The organism is Mesorhizobium sp. P160187 (assembly GCF_057766425.1).
Genome location: NZ_JBYMDX010000005.1, coordinates 513486 through 534948 on the forward strand (window position 1 = coordinate 513486; position 21463 = coordinate 534948).

Consider the following 21463-nt stretch of genomic DNA (forward strand, 5'->3'; position numbering starts at 1 on the left):
GATGTGCGGCGGCTGCGATAGTCGGTCATCGAAACAGGGAAGACATGAGATGGCCGCCAGACATATCGATGCCCCAGCGATTGCCGATTACCAACGCGACGGCGCGGTCTGCATACGCGGCGCCTTCAAAGACTGGGTCGGCACCATCGCCGCCGGCATCGAGCGCAACATGCAAAACCGCAGCGCCACGGCTTCCGACATCGCCAACGGCAAGGGCAGCTTCTTCGACGATTACTGCAATTGGGAGCGCATTCCCGAATTCGTCGACGTGGTGCGCAATTCCCCGGCCGCGGAACTCGCGGCAGCGGCGATGCAGTCGCGCAGCGCCCAGTTCTTCCACGATCATGTGCTGGTCAAGGAACCGGGCACGCAAAAGCCGACGCCTTGGCACCAGGACATCCCGTATTACTTCGTCGATGGCACCCAGACCGTCAGCTTCTGGATTCCGATCGATCCGGTCAAGGAAGCGACGCTGCGGCTGATCGCCGGCTCGCACAAATGGGACAAGATGATCCTGCCGGTGCGCTGGCTAGATGACAGCAATTTCTATGCCGGCGAGGGCGACTATCTGCCCGTGCCGGATCCAGACAAGGACCCGTCGCTGAAGGTGCTCGAATGGGAGATGGAACCGGGGGACGCCATCCTGTTCGACTTCCGCACCGCGCATGGTGCGCGCGGCAATCCGACCGCGGCGCGTCGCCGGGCGCTGTCGCTGCGCTGGGTCGGCGACGATGCGCGCTATGTCGAGCGCCCCGGCCGTACCTCGCCGCCCTATCCCGGCCATGACATGAAGCCCGGCCAGAAACTGCGCGAGGACTGGTTTCCAGTGGTCTTCCAGAGCTGAGCCGCGAGAGCCGCGCTTCTGCTTCGGCTTGCCGATGCGTGCGACGTTGCCGTGCGCAACCGGCAAGCAGCGGACCAAAAGTCTTGACCCGCGCTGCGCAGCGCAATAGCGCAGTCCCTGTCGTGAAATGACAAGGGACATCGGCATGCGCGTTTTGTTGATCGGCTCCGGCGGCCGCGAACATGCCTTGGCCTGGAAGATCGCGGCCTCGCCGCTTTTGACCAAGCTCTATGCCGCGCCCGGCAATCCGGGCGTCGCCCGCGAGGCCGAACTGGTCAAGCTCAACATTAGCGACCATGCCGCTGTCGCAACCTTCTGCAAGGACAATGCGATCGACCTCGTCGTCGTCGGGCCGGAAGGGCCGCTGGTCGCCGGCATTGCCGACGATCTGCGCGGCGAGGGCATCCGCGTCTTCGGCCCGTCGAAGCGGGCAGCGCGGCTCGAAGGCTCGAAAGGTTTTACCAAGGACCTTTGCGCCAAATACGGCATCCCGACCGCCGCCTATGGCCGCTTCACCGAACTGGCTGCGGCCAAGGCTTACGTCGAAAAGGTGGGAGCGCCGATCGTCATCAAGGCCGACGGGCTCGCTGCCGGCAAGGGCGTCACCATCGCCATGACGCTGGACGAGGCGCGCGCCGCCCTCGATGCTTGTTTCGACGGCGCATTCGGTGACGCCGGCGCTGAGGTCGTGGTCGAGGAATTCATGACCGGCGAGGAGGCGAGTTTCTTCTGCCTGTGCGACGGCACGACCGCACTTCCCTTCGGCACCGCGCAGGACCACAAGCGCGTCGGCGATGGCGATACCGGCCCCAACACCGGCGGCATGGGCGCCTATTCGCCGGCGCCGGTGATGAGCCCCGAAATGGTAGAGCGCACCATGCGCGAGATCGTCGAGCCGACCATGCGCGGCATGGCCGAGCTTGGCGCGCCGTTCGCCGGTATTCTGTTTGCCGGGCTGATGATCACCGACAAGGGGCCGAAGCTGATCGAATACAACACCCGCTTCGGCGATCCCGAGTGTCAGGTGCTGATGATGCGGCTGAAGGACGATCTGCTGGTGCTGCTCAACGCCGCCGTCGACGGCCAGTTGGCGCACAGTTCGATCCGCTGGCGCGACGATGCCGCGCTGACCGTGGTGATGGCGGCACAGGGCTATCCCGGGACGCCGGAAAAAGGCTCGGTCATTCGGGGTCTCGACGAAGCCGCTGGCGAAGGCGTTGAGATTTTCCATGCCGGCACTGCCATCAATGGCGGCGCGCTGGTCGCCAATGGCGGCCGCGTGCTCAACGTAACGGCATCAGGCAAGACGGTGGGCGAAGCGCAAAGCCGCGCTTACGCCGCGCTCGACCGTATCGACTGGCCGCAAGGCTTCTTCCGCCGCGACATAGGCTGGCAGGCGGTGGCGCGGGAAAAGGCCAGCGCCGCCACATAAGCCTCAGCGCTCGCGAACCAGTTCCGTCGAAGCGGTGCTGACCGGGTCGGCGGCCTGCGAGAAGGCGGCCTCGAGCAGAGCCTCCGAACGATACGTGGTCCGCTTCCAGGCGACATACTCGGCAATGCCGAAGCGCGCGCGGCGCGGCACCGTCTTGACCACCGGCATGCGGAAGGCGGCGCGGAATGTCTGCCAGCGCGCGCCGAGCACCGCCACCATTTCCTCGACCGTCGGTGGCGTCGCCACATCGGCGTATGTGATGGTGACTTTGCCGGCGAGCCCGGCCGCGCGCGACACCGGCACCGGTATCGAGGCGAGGTAGTCGGGCGGCACGTCGATCAGGCCGCCGAAGGGCCATTGCTGGCGCAGTGCCGCCGCGTCCATCGGCGCGACGTTGACGTCGATGTCGTTGGGCGTGCCGGCGACGCGGTAGGGGCAGCGCAGGCGCCCGCAATTGGCCTGCGCCGAGAACTGCCACAGCGCATAGCCCTGCCAGTTGCCCATCGGAAAATGCACGTCGATGTCGGGCTTGTAGCGCGCATACCAGAGCGGCAGCCGCGACAGCAGACGGTATTGGTAGCGGTTGTCGGCGATGTACTGGGCGGTCTTGCCGTTGGTGTAGAGGATCGGGAAACGGCCGAGCCGCCGGTGCACCTGGCGCACGAATTCCTCGGCATCCTCGAGCGACATCCATTGCGAGGGGTCGTTGCCTTCGAGATCGAGGGCGAGCAGATCGTCAGGGGCTGGCTCGGCGAAATCGATGAAACTGTTGGCCTGCTCGAGCGGATTGCCGGGGCGGGCAAGATGATACGCGCCCCATTTCAGGCCGAGCGCCTTGGCCACCACCTTGCGCGTCTGAAACAGCTCGCGCGTCACCGCAAAGCGTTTCCACAATGTCTTGCAGAGTTTGACCGTAGGCTCGTCGCCGTAGCAGAAATAGGGCGGCGGCAGCCCGTCGGAGGCCTTGTTGATGAAGCCGACAATGCGCTTGTCGGTGGCAAGCTGCGCCCAGTCGATGGAATTGTATTCATAGGCGTCGACCACCAGCGCGCGGTCGCCATCCCGCCAAGGCTCGGAAAAGTCCGAGGCTGTAGCCGCTGACGTCAGCGCCATCATCGCCGCGAGAGCGATCGCTGAGCGGCGAAGAAGATGCGCCGGCGTTTTCAAACAGGGGATCCCCGCTGACCAAACACCGATGGTGGACCGGTATGGTTAAGGAAGTGCTTTCGGGCAGGAGTCCTGTCGCTCTCGCGATTTCGTCATTCTATGGCGAAGCAAGGAGCGAAGCGACGCGGCGCGGACCATAGTATGCATTCCGCGACTTCGAAGCGTTGCCACGGCGCGGAATTCTGCACCGTTGCGCCCCTAGCGCGAGGTCGCGACATGGTACTCGGCGTCCGCTACGCTCCCGCTCCACCTGTGGACGACGAAGTTCGATGAAAATCCGCGTGACAAAGTTTGACGTTTACGTAAAAAGAAGGTCGGAGGCCGCCCAGAGGCGGATGGTTTTGCATCGGCCCGGGTCCTAGGATCGAGCGGTCGGAGCAGCGGAGGAGAAAGCGGCATGTACAAGGCCCCGGTCGACGACATTTCGTTCACGCTCAAGCATGTCGCCGGGCTCAAGCCGGCGCTCGACCGCGGCGCGTTCGGGGACCTCGGCGAAGACCTTGTCGACGCCATCCTGTCCGAGGCCGGCCGCTTCGCCAGCGAGGAAGTGGCGCCGCTCTACAAGATCGGCGACGAGCATGGCGCGGTGCTGAAGGATGCGACCGTGACCACGCCGCCCGGCTGGAAGGCGCTTTACCGCAGCTGGATCGACGGCGGCTGGAACGCGCTGTCGGGACCGGAAGAATTCGGTGGCCAGGGCCTGCCGACCATGCTCGGCGTTGCCGCGCTCGAAATGTGGAACTCCGCCGCCATGGCCTTCGGCATCGGCCCGACGCTGACCATGGGCGCGGTCGAGGCGCTCGACAAGCATGCTTCCGAAGCGCTGAAGGCAAAGTATCTGGCGAAGCTCGTCTCCGGCGAGTGGATGGGGACGATGAACCTGACCGAGTCGCAGGCCGGTTCCGATCTCGCCGCCTTGCGCAGCCGCGCCGAGCCTGCCGGCGACGGCACCTACCGCATCTTCGGCCAGAAAATCTTCATCACCTATGGCGAGCATGATTTCACCGACAACATCATCCATCTGGTGTTGGCGCGGCTGCCCGACGCACCGGCCGGCACGCGCGGCATCTCGCTGTTTTTGGTGCCGAAATTCCTGGTCAATGATGACGGCTCGCTCGGCGCCCGCAACGACGTCTTCTGTTCCGGCCTCGAGCACAAGCTCGGCATCCATGCCTCGCCGACCTGCACGATGATCTATGGCGACGGCTTCCAGGGTGCTGCGCCCGGCGCCATCGGTTGGCTGATCGGCGAGGAGAACAAGGGGCTCGCCTGCATGTTCACCATGATGAACAACGCGAGGCTTTGCGTCGGCATGCAGGGCGTGGCAGTGGCCGAAGCCGCGACGCAGAAGGCGATCGCCTATGCCAATGAGCGCCGCCAGGGCAAGGCATCGGACTTTTCAGGCGCCGGGATGGCGCCGATCGTCCATCACCCCGACGTGCAGCGCAATCTCTTGACCATGAAGGCTTTGACCCAGATCGCCCGCGCCATCTCGTATTCCTGCGCCTATGCCATCGACTTCGCGCGTGTGTCGACAGGCGAGGAGGCCGCGCATTGGCGCGATCGCGCCAATCTGCTGACGCCGCTGGCCAAGGCCTTTTCCACCGATATCGGCGTCGACGTTGCGTCGCTGGGTGTCCAGGTCCACGGCGGCATGGGCTTCATCGAGGAAACGGGCGCGGCCGCGCTCTATCGCGACGCCCGCATTGCGCCGATCTATGAAGGCACCAACGGCATCCAGGCGATCGACCTTGTAGCTCGCAAATTGCCGCTCGGCGGCGGCGAGCATGTGCACGGCTATATCGCCGAACTGAAGGCCATCGCCGACGAGGTGCGGACCTCGAACCTGCGGGGCTTCGGCCGCACCGCCGAAGCGCTTGACCAGGCGTTCGACGATCTCACCGAGGCGACGCGCTTCCTGCAGAAGCTGCTGGCCGACGGCCGTCTGGACGAAGCGCAAGCCGGTGCGACCCCCTATCTCAGGCTGATCTCGCTTGCTGCCGGCGGCGCTTATCTGGCGCGTGGCGGACTTGCCCAGCAGAGCCGCATCGCCCTTTGCCGCTTTTTCGCCGAAAACCTGCTCGGCGAAGTCAGCGCCTTGAAGGAACGCGTCATCGATGGCGCCGAGAGCCTCGCTACCGCCGGCAAGGCGCTGATAACGGCCTGAATACCAGAGCGCTCACCAGGGAAGAATGACCGTGACAGACCATATTCTCGTCGAGCGCCAGGGCGCCATCCAGATCATCCGCATGAACCGTCCCGACAAGAAGAACGCACTGACGCGCGCCATGTACGCGACAATGTCCAAGGCGCTAGCCGATGGCGATGCCGACCCGGCGGTTCGCGTCCATGTCTTCCTCGGTGTGCCTGGCGCCTTCTCTTCCGGCAACGATCTCGCCGATTTCCTGGTCATCGCCACCGGCGGTGAGGGCGGCAACGAGGTCTGGGACTTCCTGATGGCGCTGGCCAAAACGGAGAAGCCGATGGTCTCCGGCGTCGACGGCATTGCGGTCGGCATCGGCACCACGCTCAATTTGCATTGCGACCTGACTTTCGCCACGCCGCGCACGGTGTTCCGCACGCCCTTCGTCGACCTCGGCCTGGTGCCGGAGGCGGGCTCCAGCCTGCTGGCCCCGCTCATCCTCGGCAGGCAGGGCGCCTTTGCGCTGCTTGGACTCGGCGAAGGTTTGTCCGCCGAACGCGCCAAGGCCGCCGGCCTGATCTATGAGGTGGTCGAGGAGGGCGGGCTAGAAGCCGCGGTACTCGCCGCGGCCGGCGCGATCGCCGCCAAGCCGCCGCAGGCGCTGAAGATTGCGCGTGACCTGATGCGCGCCCCGCGCGACGAGCTTGTCGCCCGCATCAAGGTGGAGAGCGAGCATTTCTCCGACCGGCTGAAGTCCGACGAAGCGCGCGCCGCGTTGACCGCCTTCATGACGCGTAAGAAGGCATAGGCTCACGCCAAGCTGTATCCGATCTTGCCGGTGGCGGTAGGCGTCAGGGGAAAACCGCTCAAGGGTTGTCAAAGCGCTTCGGCCTGCACTATTTCTCGCTCGATCCTGGCGGCCAGGTGGAGAGGACATGACCCGAGAATTTGTCATCGATGCGCACAGCATCGAAGCCGGCGCCCGTTGACGGGTTGAACGCCGGGACATGCTTGCCGATTTTGCAAGGCCGCTCGGCCTGACGTTCAGGCTCTGGTGGCGCTTCTGGCCGCAGCTGATCGCCATGGTGCTGTTGGGCATTTTGGGCGGCGACCTGTTCATGCAGATCGCCGCGCGCGCCGCCTTCCTCAACCATATGGCGGGCTTGGCGCTGCTGACGCTCGTCGCCTTGACGCAGCTCATCGTCACCGTCGCCATGTTCCAGACCCTGCTTCCCGGCCTGCCGGCCATCCGCGCGGCGCAACAGGGCGCGCGGGACAAAGCCTCCGAGAAAACATCTGGCGAAGAACCGAGCAGCAGCGCCGCAAGGCTGACGCACATGGTCACTGTCGCGCTCCTGCCCTTCTTCGCCTACTACGCCGCCTGGGGTTTTCTCGGCGACACGGTGCGGCAATATTCGCGCGTCACCCTCGACATGGCGCCGTTCGGCGAAGGCTCGGGTAATGTGCTCGATGTGCTGGATTCGCGCTGGCTCATATTTTCCGTTGTCATCTCCTGGCTGGTCAGGCGTTTTGCCCAGGCGATGCAGAAGCGCGGCGGCGCAAATTCCTTCTGGCAAATCGTGGTCGTGATCTGCGAGACCAACTGGATCTTCGTCGGTCTGTACGTCATCTCGCGCTGGAAGGACGACATCGTCGGCTGGATCATGAGCCGCAACATTTTTTCCGTCCTGCAAGCTGCAGCCGACGGCGTGGCCAATCCTGTTTCCACCGCCTTTTCCGAGCCGATGGTTCCGGTGGAAGTCACTTCCGTCGACACGACGACGAAGCTCATCGCGCTGTTCTTCTTCATGCTCCTGCCGGTGATCTGGCTGGTCATGACGGCGTTGATCTATGGCTATGATGTACGCGACGACAAGGAACTGCTGCGCGTGCACGACCGGGTCGAGCGCCTCGGAGCCCGCTATCGAAGCATCCCGAAATTCATGCGCGACTTCGTCGAACACTTCATCTCGGGCTATCGCTCGCGCTATCTGCCGATCGCCAATGGCGTGTGCATCACCTTGAGTTCGGGCCTTGTCCTCGTGCTCACCCTGATCGTCGGCTATCGTCTCATCGACTGGCTGGCCGCCTGGGCGTGGCTCGGCGCGACGCGCATCGCCGGCCCGCACGATCTCGACATCTGGCAGGTGCTGTCCGAGGGCGTGTCGCTGCTGTTCGGCAGTGCCTTTCAGGACTCATCGACCGGTATTCTGGTCGAGCCGTTGCGCATCTGCTTCCTCGCGGCGATCCTCGAAACGGCATTTGCGCTGCCCAAGCGCCGGGCCAGCGAGGCTGCGCAGCCGGCTGGTCCGGCCGGTCCGGAAGGCGAGGCGCAGAATGCTTGAAACCGCCCGCTCGCGGCTGAGAGCATGGATCGCCGCAGGCATCGGCACGGCGGCCGCGATTGCCGTTGCCGGTGTGCTGGGCGCTTTCGGAGCAAGGCACGCGCAAGTGCCGGCGCTGGCCCCAGCCGGCCCGATCGAAACCGGGCAATGGCTGCTGCGGCCGGTGAAGGCCTATGTCAGCGCCGAGAAATATGTCTATGGCACGTTGCGCAAGCCCGGGACCAAAGCGCTGGTCTTCGAGGTCGACATGACCAACCGAACGGCCCAGTCGACGAAGGATTATTTCGAACTCCTCCGGGCAAGCCAGCCGGCTGTCGACCCGGCGACAAAACCGTACATCGTGCTGACGCGCGACGAGACGCTGTCGCCCGAACTGCACCCTGATATGCCGGAGCGCATGGTGTATATCTGGGAACTGCCGGAAAGTGCTGCCGCTCCGGCCAGCCTCGATCTGACAGTCATCCGGAAAATCTACAAACAGCGCGACAATCTCTTTGGCCTGCCCGGCTGGTTCAATCCGAGCCCGGTCGGCACGCTGACCATCCCTGTCGCACCCGATGCTGGAGGCCAGCCATGATGCGCAGACTGGCCAATCTCGTCCTGCTGCTCGCCGCCGTAGCGCTCTGCTACGGCTTGCAGGTTTCGAAGCCGCACTATGCCGACCTGATCGGCCCTATCCCGGTAAGGGGCAATGTGGGAGAGACAATCGTTGGCCGCAGCTTCGAGGTGCGCGCGAAAAAGCTGGAGTTTGCGCGCAAGCTCAAGGCCGACCGGTTCGGCGAGACCAAGGTGCTGACCACCGGCGGCGTGTGGGCGGTGGTGACGGTCGAGTTCGCGGCCAGGGCTGCGTCGACGATCGTCGCGGTCGCCTCATGGCGCGGACCAACGGGCTTGACCTACGACCACACCGAGCGGCTGTCCTTCATCAACGGGTTTCTCCCGGTTACTGTCGACCCAGGCCTGCCGCGGAAGGCCAGGCTGGTCTTCGAGGTGAGGCCGGAGGAGGCCGGCAACGCCACGGTGCTGATCTCGAGCAAGCTGATGGCGGCGCTCGATTCGCAGGCCGAGATTTCGATCGGACCGGTCGCAGCCGGTTCCGACGGCATGCCTGCCGGCACCGTCGGCACGCTCGATCTGACGCAGCCGATCGATGGGCAACCGCAATGACGGCGCTGATTGAGGATAGAGGGCTGACGGAGAAAAAATGGCGCCGCCGCAGCCTTTGGGCGCTGCTTGTGCTCGTTCCCCTGACCCTGGCGGTGCAGGCCTATGACAGCGTCAAGGCGCTGCTCGGCGACAACGATCTGTTCGAGCGCCGCGTGGCCTGGGGCCAGAGCGCGCATTTCGGCGGCAGCGAGTGGAAGCTGACTGATCTGCGCGGCGCCTTCGGAATGAAGAACCTGCCGCCCGATTCCGTACCGGTGCTCGCGGATTTCGCAGTGACCATCGGCGATCCCGACCTGCAGAACCTCTGGCTTGGCTGCAAGGTGATGCTGATCGATGCCGAGGGAAGGCGCTGGTCGCCGACATCGGCGGTAAGGCTGAACGCGCCGGACAATGTTCAGACCTGCATTTCCGCGATGTTTTCGGGCGCCAAGGCCGGGGACACGATCAAGCTGCGCGAGACATTCCTGGTGCCGAAGGACGTCACCAGGACTATACGACCAGCGGTCGGCGTTGCCAGCGAACGGCCGCATTTCCTGCTGTTCCAGATGGAGAAGGACTGATCTCCGGCGGCCCCGGCGATCCTCAGGGATAAAGCCGTGTCTTGTCCCAGCCGCCTTCGGCGTTGCGCGAAAAGACCAGCCGATCGTGCAGCCGGAATGGCCGGTCGTGCCAGAACTCGATCGCCTGCGGCACGATGCGGAAGCCCGACCAGTGCTTTGGCCGCGGGATTTCGCCGATAGGGTAGCGCGCCGTGTATTCGGCCACCGCCTTCTCCAGGGCAAAGCGGCTTTCCAGCGGCCGCGACTGTTTCGAAGCCCATGCGCCGATCCGGCTGCCGCGCGGCCGCGTCGCGTAATAGGCGTCGGCTTCAGCGTCGCTGACGATTTCCACCGGTCCGCGTATGCGCACCTGGCGGCGCAGCGATTTCCAGTGGAAGCACATCGCCGCCTTCATGCTGCCAAGAATCTCGCGGCCCTTGGCGCTCTCGAAATTCGTGTAGAAGACAAAGCCGCTTTCATCGAAACCCTTGAGCAGCACCATACGCACATCCGGCATGCCATCGGCATCCACGGTTGCAAGTGCTACGCCGTTGGCGTCGTTGATTTCGCTTTTCTTGGCGTCCTCCAGCCACTCGGCAAAGAGCCGGAACGGCTCGGCGGCTTCGGTAAAGTCACTACTTGTTAACTCAGTGTCACTCATAGTTTTTCTCAAAATGTCTCGAGCTTCAGGAGGTTGCCGATTGTCGCGTATCGCGCAAGCTTTTGACAGCGGGCAATGGAGCGTTATCGCTTCGGCCAGTTCGAAAGCCGTGATCGTGATTATCGCCCTGCCGCTTGCCGCCTGCGGCGCCGGCGGCTTCAGCCTGGAAAAGGCCGAGGTCGACCGTTCCATCGTCACCTCGAGCGCGCCGGCGAGGGTGACATCGACGGACGCCGACAGCGCTTCCGACCAGACCACGATCGGCAATGCGGTGTCTTCGGCCGACATCGAGGAGCTTCGCGGCCAGGCCGTGCCGTGGGCGAATGCCGACACCGGCTCGCGCGGCTCCATCACCGAACTCGCCGAAGTGCAGGACAACGGCCAAGACTGCCGCAGCTTTACCGCCTCGCGCGAAAGCTTCGACGGCGTCGCTTTGTTCAAGGGGCAATTGTGCATCGCCGCGGCCGGCGGCTGGCACATGCAGGACTTCAAACCGCTCTGATTTTTCGAGGTTTGCGGGCGCTGCAATTTCAACCCTCGATAAGCCTGTGCGCCACTGGAATTTCTTCCTATGGGAGCGCATATAAAGGCCAACGTGGATTTAACTCATTTTCCAGGGCAGGACGCATGCGCGACCCCTATGAGGTGCTGGGCGTTGCCAAGAACGCATCGGCCAAGGACATAAAATCGGCCTACCGCAAGCTCGCCAAGAAGTATCATCCGGACCAGAATCCGAATGATCCCAAGGCCAAGGACCGTTTTGCCGCCGCCAATCAGGCCTATGAGGTCGTCGGCGACGAGAAGAACCGTGCGGCCTTCGACCGCGGCGAGATCGACGCCGACGGCAAGCCGAAATTCCAGGGCTTCGAGGGTGCAGCCGGCGGCGGCGATCCGTTCGGTGGCTTCCGCCGCCAGCAGGGCGCCGGCGGCTCGCGCTTCGAATTCCGATCGGGGCGTCCGGGCGGCGATCCGTTCGACGGCAACAGCGACATTTTCAGCCAGATCTTCGGCGACGCCTTTTCCGGCGCGCGTGGCGCCGGAACAGGCGACCGCCGCCAGCAGGCGACCGCCGCCGATCTCAACGTGACGCTCGACGTCACCATCGAGGAGATAGCGACCGCCGAAAAGGTGACGGCGATGTTCCCCGACGGCCGCAAGATTGCGGTCAAGCTGCCGGTCTATGTCGAGGACGGACAGACCATCCGGCTGAAGGGCCAGGGCGAGCAGGGGCCGGGACAGCCGGGCGATGCGCTGGTCAAGATCCGTATCCGCAGGCACCCGCGCTACCGCATCGAGGGCCGTGACCTGCATGCCGATCTGGAGGTAGCGCTTGCCGATGCGGTGCTGGGCGCCAAGGTGCCGGTCGACACGCCGACCGGCAGGCTGGCGGTCAACATTCCGGCCTGGTCGAGCTCCGATAAGGTGCTGCGCCTGAAGGGCAGGGGCTTGCCGGAAAAGGCGGGTGGCCATGGCGATCTCTACGCCCATGTCCGCATCATGCTGCCGGAAGGCGGCGACAGCGAACTCGAAGCGCTGATGCGCAGCCGCAAAGGCTGACGCGGCTCGACTTCGCTGGCTAACTGCCGGGCGCCACTTCCTCCATCCGCCGGATGGTTTCGCCGAAGCGGCGCAGCGCCTGCCGTACCGGGACATGCGGGCTCTCGATCTCCAGCAGGATCATCGTCTCGCTGCCGAGGAAGGCGGCGCTGACCAGGCTGGTCACTTCGGCGGCGGAGAATGGCCCGAGGCCGCCGAACCGCCGCTCCGCCTCTTGCGCCAGTCCGTCCAGCAGTTCGAACCAGCCGCGCAGGTCGCGGCGCACCGCCTTGGCGATTTCGGGGCTCGACAGGCTTGCCGCGATCATCTCGTGCAGGATCCGGACATAGCCGGACGCCAGATCATCGTCGAGGAAATCGCAAGCGCGCTCCCAGCGCTGCCACAGCGGCATCGGTGCCGCAAAAGTCTCCGCCTGGCGCTTCAGCAGGCCCTCGTTCAGATGGTCGAGCAGGGCCAGGAACAGCCGTTCCTTGGAGCCGAAATGGTAATGGATCTGGCTGAGCGGAACGCCGGCGATCTCGGCAACGCGGCGCGTCGACAGATCGGCATAACCGCCTCGATGGAGGCATAACTCGGCAGCCGAAATCAGTTCGGCGCGCGTGTCGCGCTTTTGCTTGTTCTGCGGCGGGGTAACGGCTTGGGCAGCGTCCGTCATGCGGCGTGGCTGCCGCTGGTAGCGGTGCAATCTGGGCGGATCATAGCTTCTCCTGTCGGGGGCTGGACGTCCCTCCACTCTATCTCGGTCGAGCGACCGATCAAGTTGACTCGTCAGAGAATTTATGGTTTTTGACACTGAATTCGGTCGACCGACCGAATCCTGATGCTTGCATGGAGGGGCAGTCATGGCGGGCGTAATCACCCTTATCTACGGCGTTGCCGCATACCTGATTTTTCTCGGTTCGTTTCTCTATGCGGTCGGTTTCGTCGGCAACATGGTCGTGCCGAAATCCATCGATTCCGGAGTCGCTGGAAGTCCGGTCGAAGCCGTCATCGTCAATGCGCTGCTGCTCGGCCTTTTCGCCGCCCAGCACAGCATCATGGCGCGGCCGGTTTTCAAGCGCTGGTGGACACAGATTGTCCCGCACGCGGCCGAACGCAGCACCTATGTGCTTTTGGCCAGCCTCATCCTGCTGCTGCTCTACTGGCAATGGCGGCCGATCCCCGGTCTCGTCTGGACGGTCGAGAACCCGGTCTGGGTCGCCGTCATCCATGGCGTGTTCTGGCTCGGCTGGGCGGTATTGTTGACCAGCACCTTTCTGATCAACCATTTCGAACTGTTCGGCTTGCGCCAGGTTCTCGCCGCTTTGCGCAAGAGCGAACCGGCGCCGCCCGTGTTCAGGACGCCGCTGTTCTACAAATGGGTCCGGCACCCGCTCTATGTCGGCTTTCTCCTGGCCTTCTGGGCGACGCCGTCGATGACATGGGGCCATCTTCTGTTCGCGGCGGGCAGCACCGGCTACATCCTGCTCGGCATCTTCCTCGAGGAACGCGATCTCGTCGCGATGTTTGGCGATCAGTACCGCCTCTACCGCAAGCAGGTGGGAATGCTCATTCCCTGGCGCAAAATGGCTGGATAGGGCCGATGCGGTGCCGGCCAGCCGATTCGGCTGCCCGGCCTGGGCCGTCAAGGCGCGCTGGCCGCAGTGAGGCGTTCGAATCTCACAACAACCTTATTATCCCCCATTCGTTGTCACGCCGAGTGTCTGAATTGAACGCGCGCCCCGTCTGTGCTTGATGCGCCTTTCTGCGTGTGCGATAGGCACTCCAAAGCAGAAAACCTTTCGGAGAGCGCTGACATGGCGGGTGGACAGGGCCTAATGGCCGGCAAGCGCGGGCTTATACTGGGCGTCGCCAACAACAGATCGATTGCCTACGGCATCGCCAAGGCCTGCGTCGACCATGGCGCCGAGATCGCGCTGACCTATCAGGGCGAGGCGTTCAAGAAGCGCGTCGAGCCGCTGGCTGCGGAATTGGGCGCCTTTGTCGCCGGTCATTGCGATGTCACTGATCCGGCGAGCCTCGACGACGTGTTTGCCAATGTCGCCAGGCATTGGGACGGCAAGCTCGACTTCCTCGTCCATGCCATCGCCTTTTCCGACAAGGACGAGTTGACCGGACGCTATGTCGAGACGACGCGCGACAATTTCCTGCGCACCATGGACATTTCGGTCTATTCCTTCACCACCATCGCCAAGCGCGCCGAAGCGCTGATGACCGATGGCGGCTCGCTGCTGACGCTGACCTATTATGGCGCTGAAAAGGTCATGCCGCATTACAACGTCATGGGTGTCGCCAAGGCCGCGCTGGAAGCCAGCGTGCGCTATCTCGCCGTCGACCTCGGCGGCAAGAAGATCCGCGTCAACGCCATCTCGGCCGGGCCGATCAAGACCTTGGCTGCTTCGGGCATCGGCGACTTCCGCTACATCCTCAAGTGGAACGAATACAATTCGCCGCTGAAGCAGACCGTCACCCAGGAAGAAGTCGGCGATTCCGCCGTGTATTTCCTGTCGGACCTGTCGCGTGGCGTCACCGGCGAGGTGCACCATGTCGATTCCGGCTATCACGTCGTCGGCATGAAGGCGGTCGACGCGCCGGATATTTCGACCGTCAAGGAATAGTTCTGCCGCGGTTTCCGCCTGCCTGTCCTGATTTCCGGAAGACCCGATGGTTCCGCTCGTCTACATCGTGCGCCATGGCCAGACGCAGTGGAATGCCGAGTCGCGGCTGCAGGGCCAGGCCGACACCGATCTCAACGCGCTCGGCCGCGAGCAGGCGACCCGCAATGGACGGCGGCTGGCCGAACTGATCCAGAACCCTGAGGATTTCGACTTTGTCGCCAGCCCGATGAAGCGGACGCGCGAGACGATGCAGCGGCTGCGCTTGGCGATGCAGCTCGATCCCGATGGCTACCGCACCGACCCGCGTCTGGTCGAGGTGCACTTTGGCGACTGGCAGGGCTTTACCTATGCCGAACTCGATGCGCGAATGCCGGGCTCGGCGAAGGCGCGACGGCGCAACAAATGGAATTTCCAGCCGCCGGGCGAGGGCGCCGAAAGCTACCAGATGCTGCTCGAACGGGTGAAGCCGTGGTTCGACGCGCTCGACCGCCAGACGGTCTGCGTCACGCATGGTGGCGTCGTGCGGACCCTGTTTCGGATGGTCAAGGGTGTTTCCGAACACGAAGCGGCAAACCTGGAAGTGCGGCAGGACCGGGTGCTCAGGCTGCAGGACGGGCGTCTGGATTGGCTTTAGGTTCGAGCAGATAAACAGGACGACCGTCCTGTTTATCCGGGCAGGGCTCCGCCGAGCGGCAAGGGCCTGTGCGATGTCGGTGTTACTCGGTGTCGGGCAGTTCCATGTCGGTGACGACGTTCTCGCCATTCGTCACGTCATAGGCAATGACGATATCCATGCCCGGTTTCAGCGAATCGAGATCGGTCTCGGCGTTGAGCTTGAAGGACTTGCCGTCCTCCAGCGTCAGCGTCAGCGCGTCCTTGTCGACCTTCTTGATCAGGCCTTCGGTCTGGCCGGCATAGGCGGCGGTGGAAATCAGCAACATGGCGGCAGCAGCGCCAATCAGGGTACGCATCGTCGTCCTCTTTGTCATTGCGCCTGCACGGATGGCGGCGAGCTTTCAACGGGCGGATGGAAGAGAGCAGAAACCAACCGAATGTGTCAAAACTAAAACCGCCGGATCACAGTTTGACCGCTGTGGAAAACGCCAATAGAACGCACCTTTGATCCGGTCCGCTGCCGGGCAGGGCTAAAATTCATGTCTCACAACACGTTCGGCCATCTCTTCCGCGTCACCACCTGGGGCGAAAGCCATGGCCCGTCGCTCGGCTGTGTCGTCGATGGCTGCCCGCCCGGCATCCGCTTCACACGGGCCGAAATCCAGGCCGAACTCGACAAGCGCCGCCCCGGCCAGTCACGTTTTGTGACGCAGCGCCGCGAACCGGACGAGGTGAAGGTGCTGTCCGGCTTCATCCTCGACGAGGACGGCGAGTCGATGATCACCACCGGCACGCCCGTCTCGATGCTGATCGAGAATATCGACCAGCGCTCCAAGGACTATGGCGAGATCGCCCGCCAGTACCGCCCCGGCCATGCGGACTACACCTATGACGTCAAATACGGCCTGCGCGACCATCGCGGCGGCGGCCGTTCTTCGGCCCGTGAGACCGCCGCTCGCGTGGCGGCCGGCGCCTTGGCGCGCAAGGTGGTGCCCGGCATGGTGGTGCGCGGCGCGCTGGTCTCGATGGGCGAGAAATCCATCGACCGCGCCAACTGGAACTGGAATTTTATCGGTGACGCCGAAAACCCGTTCTTCACCCCCGATCCGGCGTCCGTTCCCGTCTTCATGCAATACCTCGACGGCATCCGCAAATCCGGCTCCTCGGTCGGCGCGGTGATCGAGATCGTCGCCGACGGCGTGCCCGCCGGACTTGGCGCGCCGATCTACGCCAAGCTCGACCAGGACATCGCGTCCGGCCTGATGTCGATCAACGCCGTCAAGGGCGTCGAGATCGGCAACGGTTTCGAAGCCGCCCGCATCACCGGCGAACAGAATGCCGACGAGATGCGCATCGGCAATGACGGCAAGCCGGTCTTCCTGTCCAACAATGCCGGCGGCATTCTGGGCGGCATCTCGACCGGCCAGGCGATCGTCGCCCGCTTCGCCGTCAAGCCGACCTCGTCGATCCTGACGCCGCGAAAATCCATCGACAACGACGGCAACGACGTCGACGTCATGACCAAGGGCCGCCACGACCCCTGCGTCGGCATCCGCGCCGTGCCGATCGGCGAAGCCATGGTTGCCTGCGTCATCGCCGACCATTATCTGCGGCACCGGGGACAGACAGGCCGGGGATTAGGCAGTAGGGATTAGGCAATAGGCCAGCCCATCCTTCCTTCCCTAACTCCTACTGCCCAACCCCTATTCCCTGCGAGCGAAGCGAGCCAATGCCATACGATCAGAAGAAAATCGTCGAAGCCATCCGCGCCTTCGAGCGCGGCGAGATCGTCGTCGTCATGGACGATGACGGGCGTGAGAACGAGGGCGACCTGATCGTTGCCGCCGTGCATTGCAGCCCGGAGAAAATGGCCTTCATCATCCGTCACACCTCCGGCATCGTCTGCACGCCGATGCCGCGCGAGGAGGCCAAGCGGCTCAATCTGCAGCCGATGGTCGCCGACAATGATTCCGCCCACACCACGGCCTTTACCGTCAGCGTCGATTTCAAGCATGGCACCACCACCGGCATTTCGGCCGAGGACCGCACGCTGACCGTGCGCAACCTGGCCAACGGCAATGTCGGCGGTTCGGATTTCGTCCGGCCCGGCCACATCTTCCCGCTGATCGCTAGGGAAGGCGGCGTGCTGATGCGCTCGGGCCATACCGAAGCCGCGGTTGACTTGTGCAAACTTGCCGGCCTGCCGCCGGTTGGCGTGATCTCGGAGTTGGTCAATGACGACGGCACCGTCAAGCGCGGCCCGCAGGTGGCGAACTTTGCCGAGGAACACGGCCTCAAGCAGGTCTCGGTCGCCGACCTCATCGCCTACCGGCAGCGCAAGGAAACGCTGGTCGAACGCGTCGCCTGCTCCGAAATCGACACACTCGGCGGCAAGGCGCAGGTCTTCACCTACACGCTGCCTTGGGATTCCATGCACCATGTCGCGGTCGTTTTCGGCGACATCCGTGACGGCGAGGACGTCCCGGTGCGGCTGCATTCCGAGGATGTGGTGACCGACGTGTTCGGCACCAGCCACCGGCTCGACGCCATTATGAAGGCGATGGGCGAACGCAAGCGCGGCGTCATCGTTTACCTCCGAGAGGGTTCGGTCGGCGTCGCCCATCAGGAGCGCAACCGGCCGATGAGTGCCGACCGTGAGGACCACGAAGAGGCCCGCCGCCGTGAGAACGAGTGGCGAGAAATCGGCCTCGGCGCGCAGATTCTCAAGGATCTCGGCATCTCCTCGATCAATTTGATCGCCTCGCGCGAACGCCACTATGTCGGGCTTGAGGGCTTTGGCATTCATATCGCCAAGACCGAGATTTTCTAGGGGACAGGGGGCGGTCGGATGAGCTTCGAGGCCTATCTCAATTGCTTTGAAGATGGCGAAGAGAGCTACTTCCCCACATCGATCGTCGAGGATGCCTTCGCGCCGTTCGTCACCAGGCGTGAACCTGAATTCACCTGCTGGGTCGTCGCCTATGACGATGCGTCGTCGGCCGACCTCTATCTCAATTTCGACCCCGGCGATGCCTCGCGATGTTCAGGCTTCACCGTCGCGCGGCCGCCCGACGATCCGCGCCTCTACGAAGCGCTGTGGAAAATCCTGCGTGTCACCAGCTCGGTCGTGTATTGCGCCGGAGAATGTCCGCCGATGGTCGGGCGCGCTGAAACCATACCCCATCTGAACCCGGATATGGTTGAGACACTGGGAAGTCCTGTTGTCGTTCTCGATGGAAACGAGATCCGCAAGAGGCTTGAACAGTCGTAGGGAGCCGCGCTCCTTTGGAGAAGCTGCGTCCGATCCGCGTTCCCGACCGGACGCTTGTGCGTTTATTCCGCGGGAACGGCGGCTGCACCGCAGCCGTCCAGCTCGCAGGCGCGGGTGGCCAGGCTGCGCTGGCCCACCAACACCGTGACCAGTGCGATAGTGCCTGAAACCACCGAGACCCAGAACCCGTTCCTGGCGCCGAACTCATCCACCACCGCGCCGGCGGCAAACGAACCCAGCGCCATGCCGATGCCGATGCCGGTCATCACCCAGGTGATGCCTTCGGTCAGCATCGCTTCCGGCACGTGGCGTTCGATCAGGCCGAAGGCGGTGATGAAGGTTGGCGAGATCGCCACGCCGCTGATGAAAACGGTCAGCGCCAGCAGCGGCACCGTGTCGGCGGTGAGCGGCAGCAATGTGCCGAGCGCAACGAGGGCGACCGCGAGGGCCAACTGGCGCTGCAGCGGCGCTTTCAGGTTGAGCGCACCGACGACGAGGCCGAGCACGAACGATCCCAGCGCATAGACGCCGATGACGAGGCTGGCGGCGCCCGGCTGGCCGAGTTCCTTGGTGATCGCCACCGTGCTCACTTCCGTCGTCGCGAAGGTGGCGCCGACGAAGATCAGGGCGAAGGTGATGATCTGCACCGGCCTGAGCCGGATTGCCGAGCCGCTCGAGACATGATTCACCGGCCGCACTTGTGGTTCGGTCGAACGCTGCAGGATGAAGGCTGCCGAGCCAAGGGCGAGGAATAGCGTGCTGACCAGGACACCGGCTTCCGGGAACAGAGCGGCACTCAAGCCCACCGACAGCGATGCGCCTGCAATGTAGACGAGTTCGTCCGCCGCCGATTCGAAGGCGAATGCGGTGTTCATCTGCGGCCGGCCGCGAAAAATCTCGGTCCAGCGCGCGCGCACCATCGCCGGCATGCTGGGCATGGCGGCGGCCGCCAGTGCCGACACAAACAGCGTCCACACCGGCCAGTCCTGATTGGCTGCGGCAATCAGCACCGCGAAGGCGAGCACGGTGAGGATGGTGGTCGGAACCACGATCCGCGTCTGGCCGAGGCGATCGACCAGCCGTGATATCTGCGGCGCCACGAAAGCGTTGCTCAGCGCGAACGTCGCCGAGACAGCTCCCGCCAGCCAGTATTCGCCACGTGTCTGCGACAGCATGGCCACGATGCCGATCGGCGCCATGGCGATCGGCAGCCGCGCGAGGAAGCCCGCGGCGGCAAACCCCTTGGCTCCAGGGGCACGAAAGATTTCCGAGTATGGGTTTTGCATGGCTGGTTCCTCGACAAAGGCCAATTCGACAATTACATACGGTGCGTATGAATATAGGTAGTCGATACGCCGCGTATGTCAATTGGCATACGAAGCGTATGTGAATAAGGCCAGAACCATGCACAGACCCCGCAAGGAGATGATTGCCGAAACGCGCGCCAAGCTGATCACGGCGGCCCGCCACGCTTTCGGCACGATCGGCTATGCCGACGCGTCGATGGACGACTTCACCGCCTCGGCCGGGCTGACGCGCGGTGCGCTCTATCATCATTTCGGCGACAAGAAGGGCCTGCTGCAGGCCGTCATCGCCGAAATCGATGGCGAGATGGCCGTCCGCATCCATGAGATTGCGTCGCGGGCGCCAAGCCGCTGGCAGCGTTTCGTCGACGAATGCACGACCTATATCGAGATGGCGCTGGAGCCGGAAATCCAGCGCATCATGTTTCGCGACGGTCCGGCTGTGCTCGGCGATCCGGCGCAATGGCCGAACGCCAATGCCTGCGTCGGCTCGATGACCGATCATCTGACGGCTCTGCAGCAGGAGGGGGTGGTCGTCCCCGGCGTCGACCCCGAAACCGCCGCCCGGCTGATCAACGGCGCCAGCAGCCAGGCGGCGCAGCGCATCGCCAATTCGAACGACCCCGAAGCGACGTCGAAGACCGTGGTGGCAGCCTTCCAGCAACTGCTTGAAGGGCTTCTCAAAAAACAGGGTTCGCAGCCGGCCTGAAATCTGGTCGGCCCAGACCCGGCATTTGCCGAGATTGACAATTCCCGGCCCGGGTTCATCCTCGCCGTCCATCTCTGAGGGGAGATTCGGGCGCATGTGGGATTTCGAAATCGGCAGGTCGGTGTCCATCATGATCAGGACATGGCCATTCATCGTCTTTCGCATGATCGTCTATTTCGGCATTACGCTCGCCTATATCGTGGCGACCGGCAGCGGCGCCTCCGTCGGCTATGGCGTCGGCCATATCTCCACCGATCCCGACGGGCCGCTTTCCTTTGCACTGTGGGGCGGCATCGTCGGCATCGGCATCGTTTCGATCGCGCTCTACTGGATCCGCGAATACATCCTCTACGTCGTCAAGGCCGGCCATATCGCCGTCATGGTCCATTTGATCGATGGCCGGGACGTTCCCAATGGGCAGGACCAGATCGCCTACGCCAAGGACGTGGTGAAGGAGCGTTTCGCCGAGGCCAACATCCTTTTCGTGGTCGACCAGCTGGTCAAGGGCGCCATCCGCGCCATCACCGGCCTGATCGGCGGCATCGCCGCCTTCCTGCCCATTCCGGGTCTCGGCGGCCTGATCGCTTTCATCAATACGGTCATCCGCCTGTCGCTGACCTATGTCGACGAGATCATCCTCGGCTACAACATCCGCATCAATTCATCATCGCCCTTCGAGACAGCCCGGCAAGGCGTCGTGCTCTACGCCCAGAACGGCAAGACCATGGTCAAGAACGCCATCTGGCTGGCGGTCATCATGTGGGGTGTGTCCTTCGTCATCTTCCTTTTGATGCTGGCGCCGGCCGCCGCCATCATGTGGTTCATTCCGGGGCAGCTCGGCGGCTGGGCCTTCGTGCTCGCCATCCTCCTTGCCTGGGCCTTCAAGGCGGCCTTCATCGAACCCTTCGCCATAGCCTGCCTGATGCAGGTCTATTTCAAGACCATCGAAGGCCAGGTGCCGAACGCCGAATGGGACCAGCGGCTGGCCGAGGGGTCGTCCAAGTTCAGGGAACTCAGGGATAAGGCGCTGGCCTCCTTCGGCGGCTCGCGCTGGACGCAGCCGGCGCCCGGGGTGTAATCCCTGTTGAACG

General features: G+C 63.8%; 23 protein-coding genes. 18 read left to right on the plus strand and 5 right to left on the minus strand.

Translation table 11 applies throughout. The features are described 5' to 3' along the window. Positions 1-49: 49 nt before the first annotated feature. Both AC3CCE_RS27150 and purD read left to right on the plus strand, forming a co-directional pair. Positions 50-844 carry a phytanoyl-CoA dioxygenase family protein gene (locus tag AC3CCE_RS27150; protein ID WP_352626064.1) on the plus strand — a complete coding sequence of 265 codons (795 nt, stop codon included), beginning with the start codon at positions 50-52 and terminating at the stop codon, positions 842-844. Between the two features lie 145 nt (positions 845-989). Next, positions 990-2276, plus strand: a complete 1287-nt coding sequence (gene purD, locus AC3CCE_RS27155; RefSeq protein ID WP_023738478.1) for a phosphoribosylamine--glycine ligase — start codon at positions 990-992, stop codon at positions 2274-2276. A 3-nt stretch (positions 2277-2279) separates the two neighbouring features. On the opposite strand, the gene AC3CCE_RS27160 is transcribed toward purD, so the two are convergent. Continuing rightward, on the minus strand, positions 2280-3392 hold the full coding sequence (locus AC3CCE_RS27160) for a glycoside hydrolase family 25 protein (protein WP_023723281.1): 1113 nt from the start codon (positions 3390-3392) through the stop codon (positions 2280-2282). Between the two features lie 448 nt (positions 3393-3840). Between AC3CCE_RS27160 and AC3CCE_RS27165 the strand changes: the two genes are divergently transcribed. The 6 genes from AC3CCE_RS27165 (at position 3841) to AC3CCE_RS27190 (ending at position 9658) form a co-directional block, all read left to right on the plus strand. After that, positions 3841-5610 carry an acyl-CoA dehydrogenase family protein gene (locus AC3CCE_RS27165; RefSeq protein ID WP_352626065.1) on the plus strand — a complete coding sequence of 590 codons (1770 nt, stop codon included), beginning with the start codon at positions 3841-3843 and terminating at the stop codon, positions 5608-5610. 31 nt (positions 5611-5641) lie between these two features. Further along, positions 5642-6394 carry a crotonase/enoyl-CoA hydratase family protein gene (locus AC3CCE_RS27170; RefSeq protein ID WP_352626066.1) on the plus strand — a complete coding sequence of 251 codons (753 nt, stop codon included), beginning with the start codon at positions 5642-5644 and terminating at the stop codon, positions 6392-6394. 199 nt (positions 6395-6593) lie between these two features. Next, complete coding sequence (locus AC3CCE_RS27175; protein WP_352626067.1) at positions 6594-7931, plus strand: hypothetical protein; 1338 nt, start codon at positions 6594-6596, stop codon at positions 7929-7931. Continuing rightward, on the plus strand, positions 7924-8508 hold the full coding sequence (locus AC3CCE_RS27180; RefSeq protein ID WP_023740696.1) for a hypothetical protein: 585 nt from the start codon (positions 7924-7926) through the stop codon (positions 8506-8508). Before AC3CCE_RS27175 ends, AC3CCE_RS27180 begins: the two co-directional genes overlap by 8 nt. Next, the gene (locus AC3CCE_RS27185) at positions 8505-9098 is read left to right on the plus strand and encodes a hypothetical protein (RefSeq protein WP_352512911.1); all 594 of its coding nucleotides are present in this window, start codon (positions 8505-8507) and stop codon (positions 9096-9098) included. Before AC3CCE_RS27180 ends, AC3CCE_RS27185 begins: the two co-directional genes overlap by 4 nt. Beyond that, the gene (locus AC3CCE_RS27190; RefSeq protein WP_352512909.1) at positions 9095-9658 is read left to right on the plus strand and encodes a hypothetical protein; all 564 of its coding nucleotides are present in this window, start codon (positions 9095-9097) and stop codon (positions 9656-9658) included. The genes AC3CCE_RS27185 and AC3CCE_RS27190 overlap by 4 nt, the downstream gene beginning before the upstream one ends. 22 nt (positions 9659-9680) lie before the next feature. On the opposite strand, the gene pdxH is transcribed toward AC3CCE_RS27190, so the two are convergent. Then, positions 9681-10298: a pyridoxamine 5'-phosphate oxidase gene (gene pdxH / locus AC3CCE_RS27195; protein WP_023668448.1), complete on the minus strand. Its 618-nt coding sequence runs from the start codon at positions 10296-10298 to the stop codon at positions 9681-9683. Between the two features lie 40 nt (positions 10299-10338). On the opposite strand from pdxH, the gene AC3CCE_RS27200 reads away from it, so the two are divergent. Together AC3CCE_RS27200 and AC3CCE_RS27205 are read left to right on the plus strand one after the other, a co-directional pair. Further along, positions 10339-10800 (plus strand): RT0821/Lpp0805 family surface protein, encoded by a 462-nt coding sequence (locus tag AC3CCE_RS27200; protein ID WP_023698503.1) that lies wholly within the window; start codon positions 10339-10341, stop codon positions 10798-10800. Positions 10801-10925: 125 nt separating this feature from the next. Then, positions 10926-11855, plus strand: a complete 930-nt coding sequence (locus AC3CCE_RS27205; RefSeq protein WP_023692090.1) for a DnaJ C-terminal domain-containing protein — start codon at positions 10926-10928, stop codon at positions 11853-11855. A 19-nt stretch (positions 11856-11874) separates the two neighbouring features. Here AC3CCE_RS27205 and AC3CCE_RS27210 read toward each other — a convergent pair whose 3' ends face one another. Continuing rightward, positions 11875-12510, minus strand: coding sequence for a TetR/AcrR family transcriptional regulator (locus AC3CCE_RS27210; RefSeq protein WP_023685402.1), 636 nt, complete (start codon positions 12508-12510; stop codon positions 11875-11877). A 187-nt stretch (positions 12511-12697) separates the two neighbouring features. Between AC3CCE_RS27210 and mddA the strand changes: the two genes are divergently transcribed. From mddA to AC3CCE_RS27225, 3 genes are all read left to right on the plus strand, one after another. Continuing rightward, on the plus strand, positions 12698-13432 hold the full coding sequence (mddA, locus tag AC3CCE_RS27215) for a methanethiol S-methyltransferase (RefSeq protein ID WP_023687132.1): 735 nt from the start codon (positions 12698-12700) through the stop codon (positions 13430-13432). A gap of 219 nt (positions 13433-13651) precedes the next feature. Then, positions 13652-14473, plus strand: coding sequence for an enoyl-ACP reductase FabI (gene fabI / locus AC3CCE_RS27220; RefSeq protein WP_023687133.1), 822 nt, complete (start codon positions 13652-13654; stop codon positions 14471-14473). Between the two features lie 46 nt (positions 14474-14519). Then, on the plus strand, positions 14520-15107 hold the full coding sequence (locus AC3CCE_RS27225; RefSeq protein WP_023727493.1) for a histidine phosphatase family protein: 588 nt from the start codon (positions 14520-14522) through the stop codon (positions 15105-15107). A gap of 82 nt (positions 15108-15189) precedes the next feature. Here AC3CCE_RS27225 and AC3CCE_RS27230 read toward each other — a convergent pair whose 3' ends face one another. Next, positions 15190-15444, minus strand: coding sequence for a DUF1344 domain-containing protein (locus tag AC3CCE_RS27230; RefSeq protein ID WP_023685405.1), 255 nt, complete (start codon positions 15442-15444; stop codon positions 15190-15192). Positions 15445-15627: 183 nt separating this feature from the next. On the opposite strand from AC3CCE_RS27230, the gene aroC reads away from it, so the two are divergent. The 3 genes from aroC (at position 15628) to AC3CCE_RS27245 (ending at position 18359) form a co-directional block, all read left to right on the plus strand. Then, positions 15628-16743, plus strand: coding sequence for a chorismate synthase (gene aroC, locus AC3CCE_RS27235; RefSeq protein ID WP_352626068.1), 1116 nt, complete (start codon positions 15628-15630; stop codon positions 16741-16743). Positions 16744-16817: 74 nt separating this feature from the next. Then, on the plus strand, positions 16818-17918 hold the full coding sequence (ribB, locus tag AC3CCE_RS27240; RefSeq protein ID WP_352626069.1) for a 3,4-dihydroxy-2-butanone-4-phosphate synthase: 1101 nt from the start codon (positions 16818-16820) through the stop codon (positions 17916-17918). A gap of 18 nt (positions 17919-17936) precedes the next feature. Beyond that, positions 17937-18359, plus strand: coding sequence for a hypothetical protein (locus tag AC3CCE_RS27245; protein ID WP_023685408.1), 423 nt, complete (start codon positions 17937-17939; stop codon positions 18357-18359). Between the two features lie 62 nt (positions 18360-18421). On the opposite strand, the gene AC3CCE_RS27250 is transcribed toward AC3CCE_RS27245, so the two are convergent. After that, positions 18422-19645: an MFS transporter gene (locus tag AC3CCE_RS27250; protein WP_023709369.1), complete on the minus strand. Its 1224-nt coding sequence runs from the start codon at positions 19643-19645 to the stop codon at positions 18422-18424. A gap of 118 nt (positions 19646-19763) precedes the next feature. Between AC3CCE_RS27250 and AC3CCE_RS27255 the strand changes: the two genes are divergently transcribed. Together AC3CCE_RS27255 and AC3CCE_RS27260 are read left to right on the plus strand one after the other, a co-directional pair. Then, a complete protein-coding gene (locus AC3CCE_RS27255) occupies positions 19764-20372 on the plus strand; it encodes a TetR/AcrR family transcriptional regulator (RefSeq protein WP_023708733.1) in 609 nt (202 codons plus the stop codon). Positions 20373-20466: 94 nt separating this feature from the next. Then, positions 20467-21450, plus strand: a complete 984-nt coding sequence (locus AC3CCE_RS27260) for a hypothetical protein (protein ID WP_023708732.1) — start codon at positions 20467-20469, stop codon at positions 21448-21450. Positions 21451-21463 lie beyond the last annotated feature (13 nt).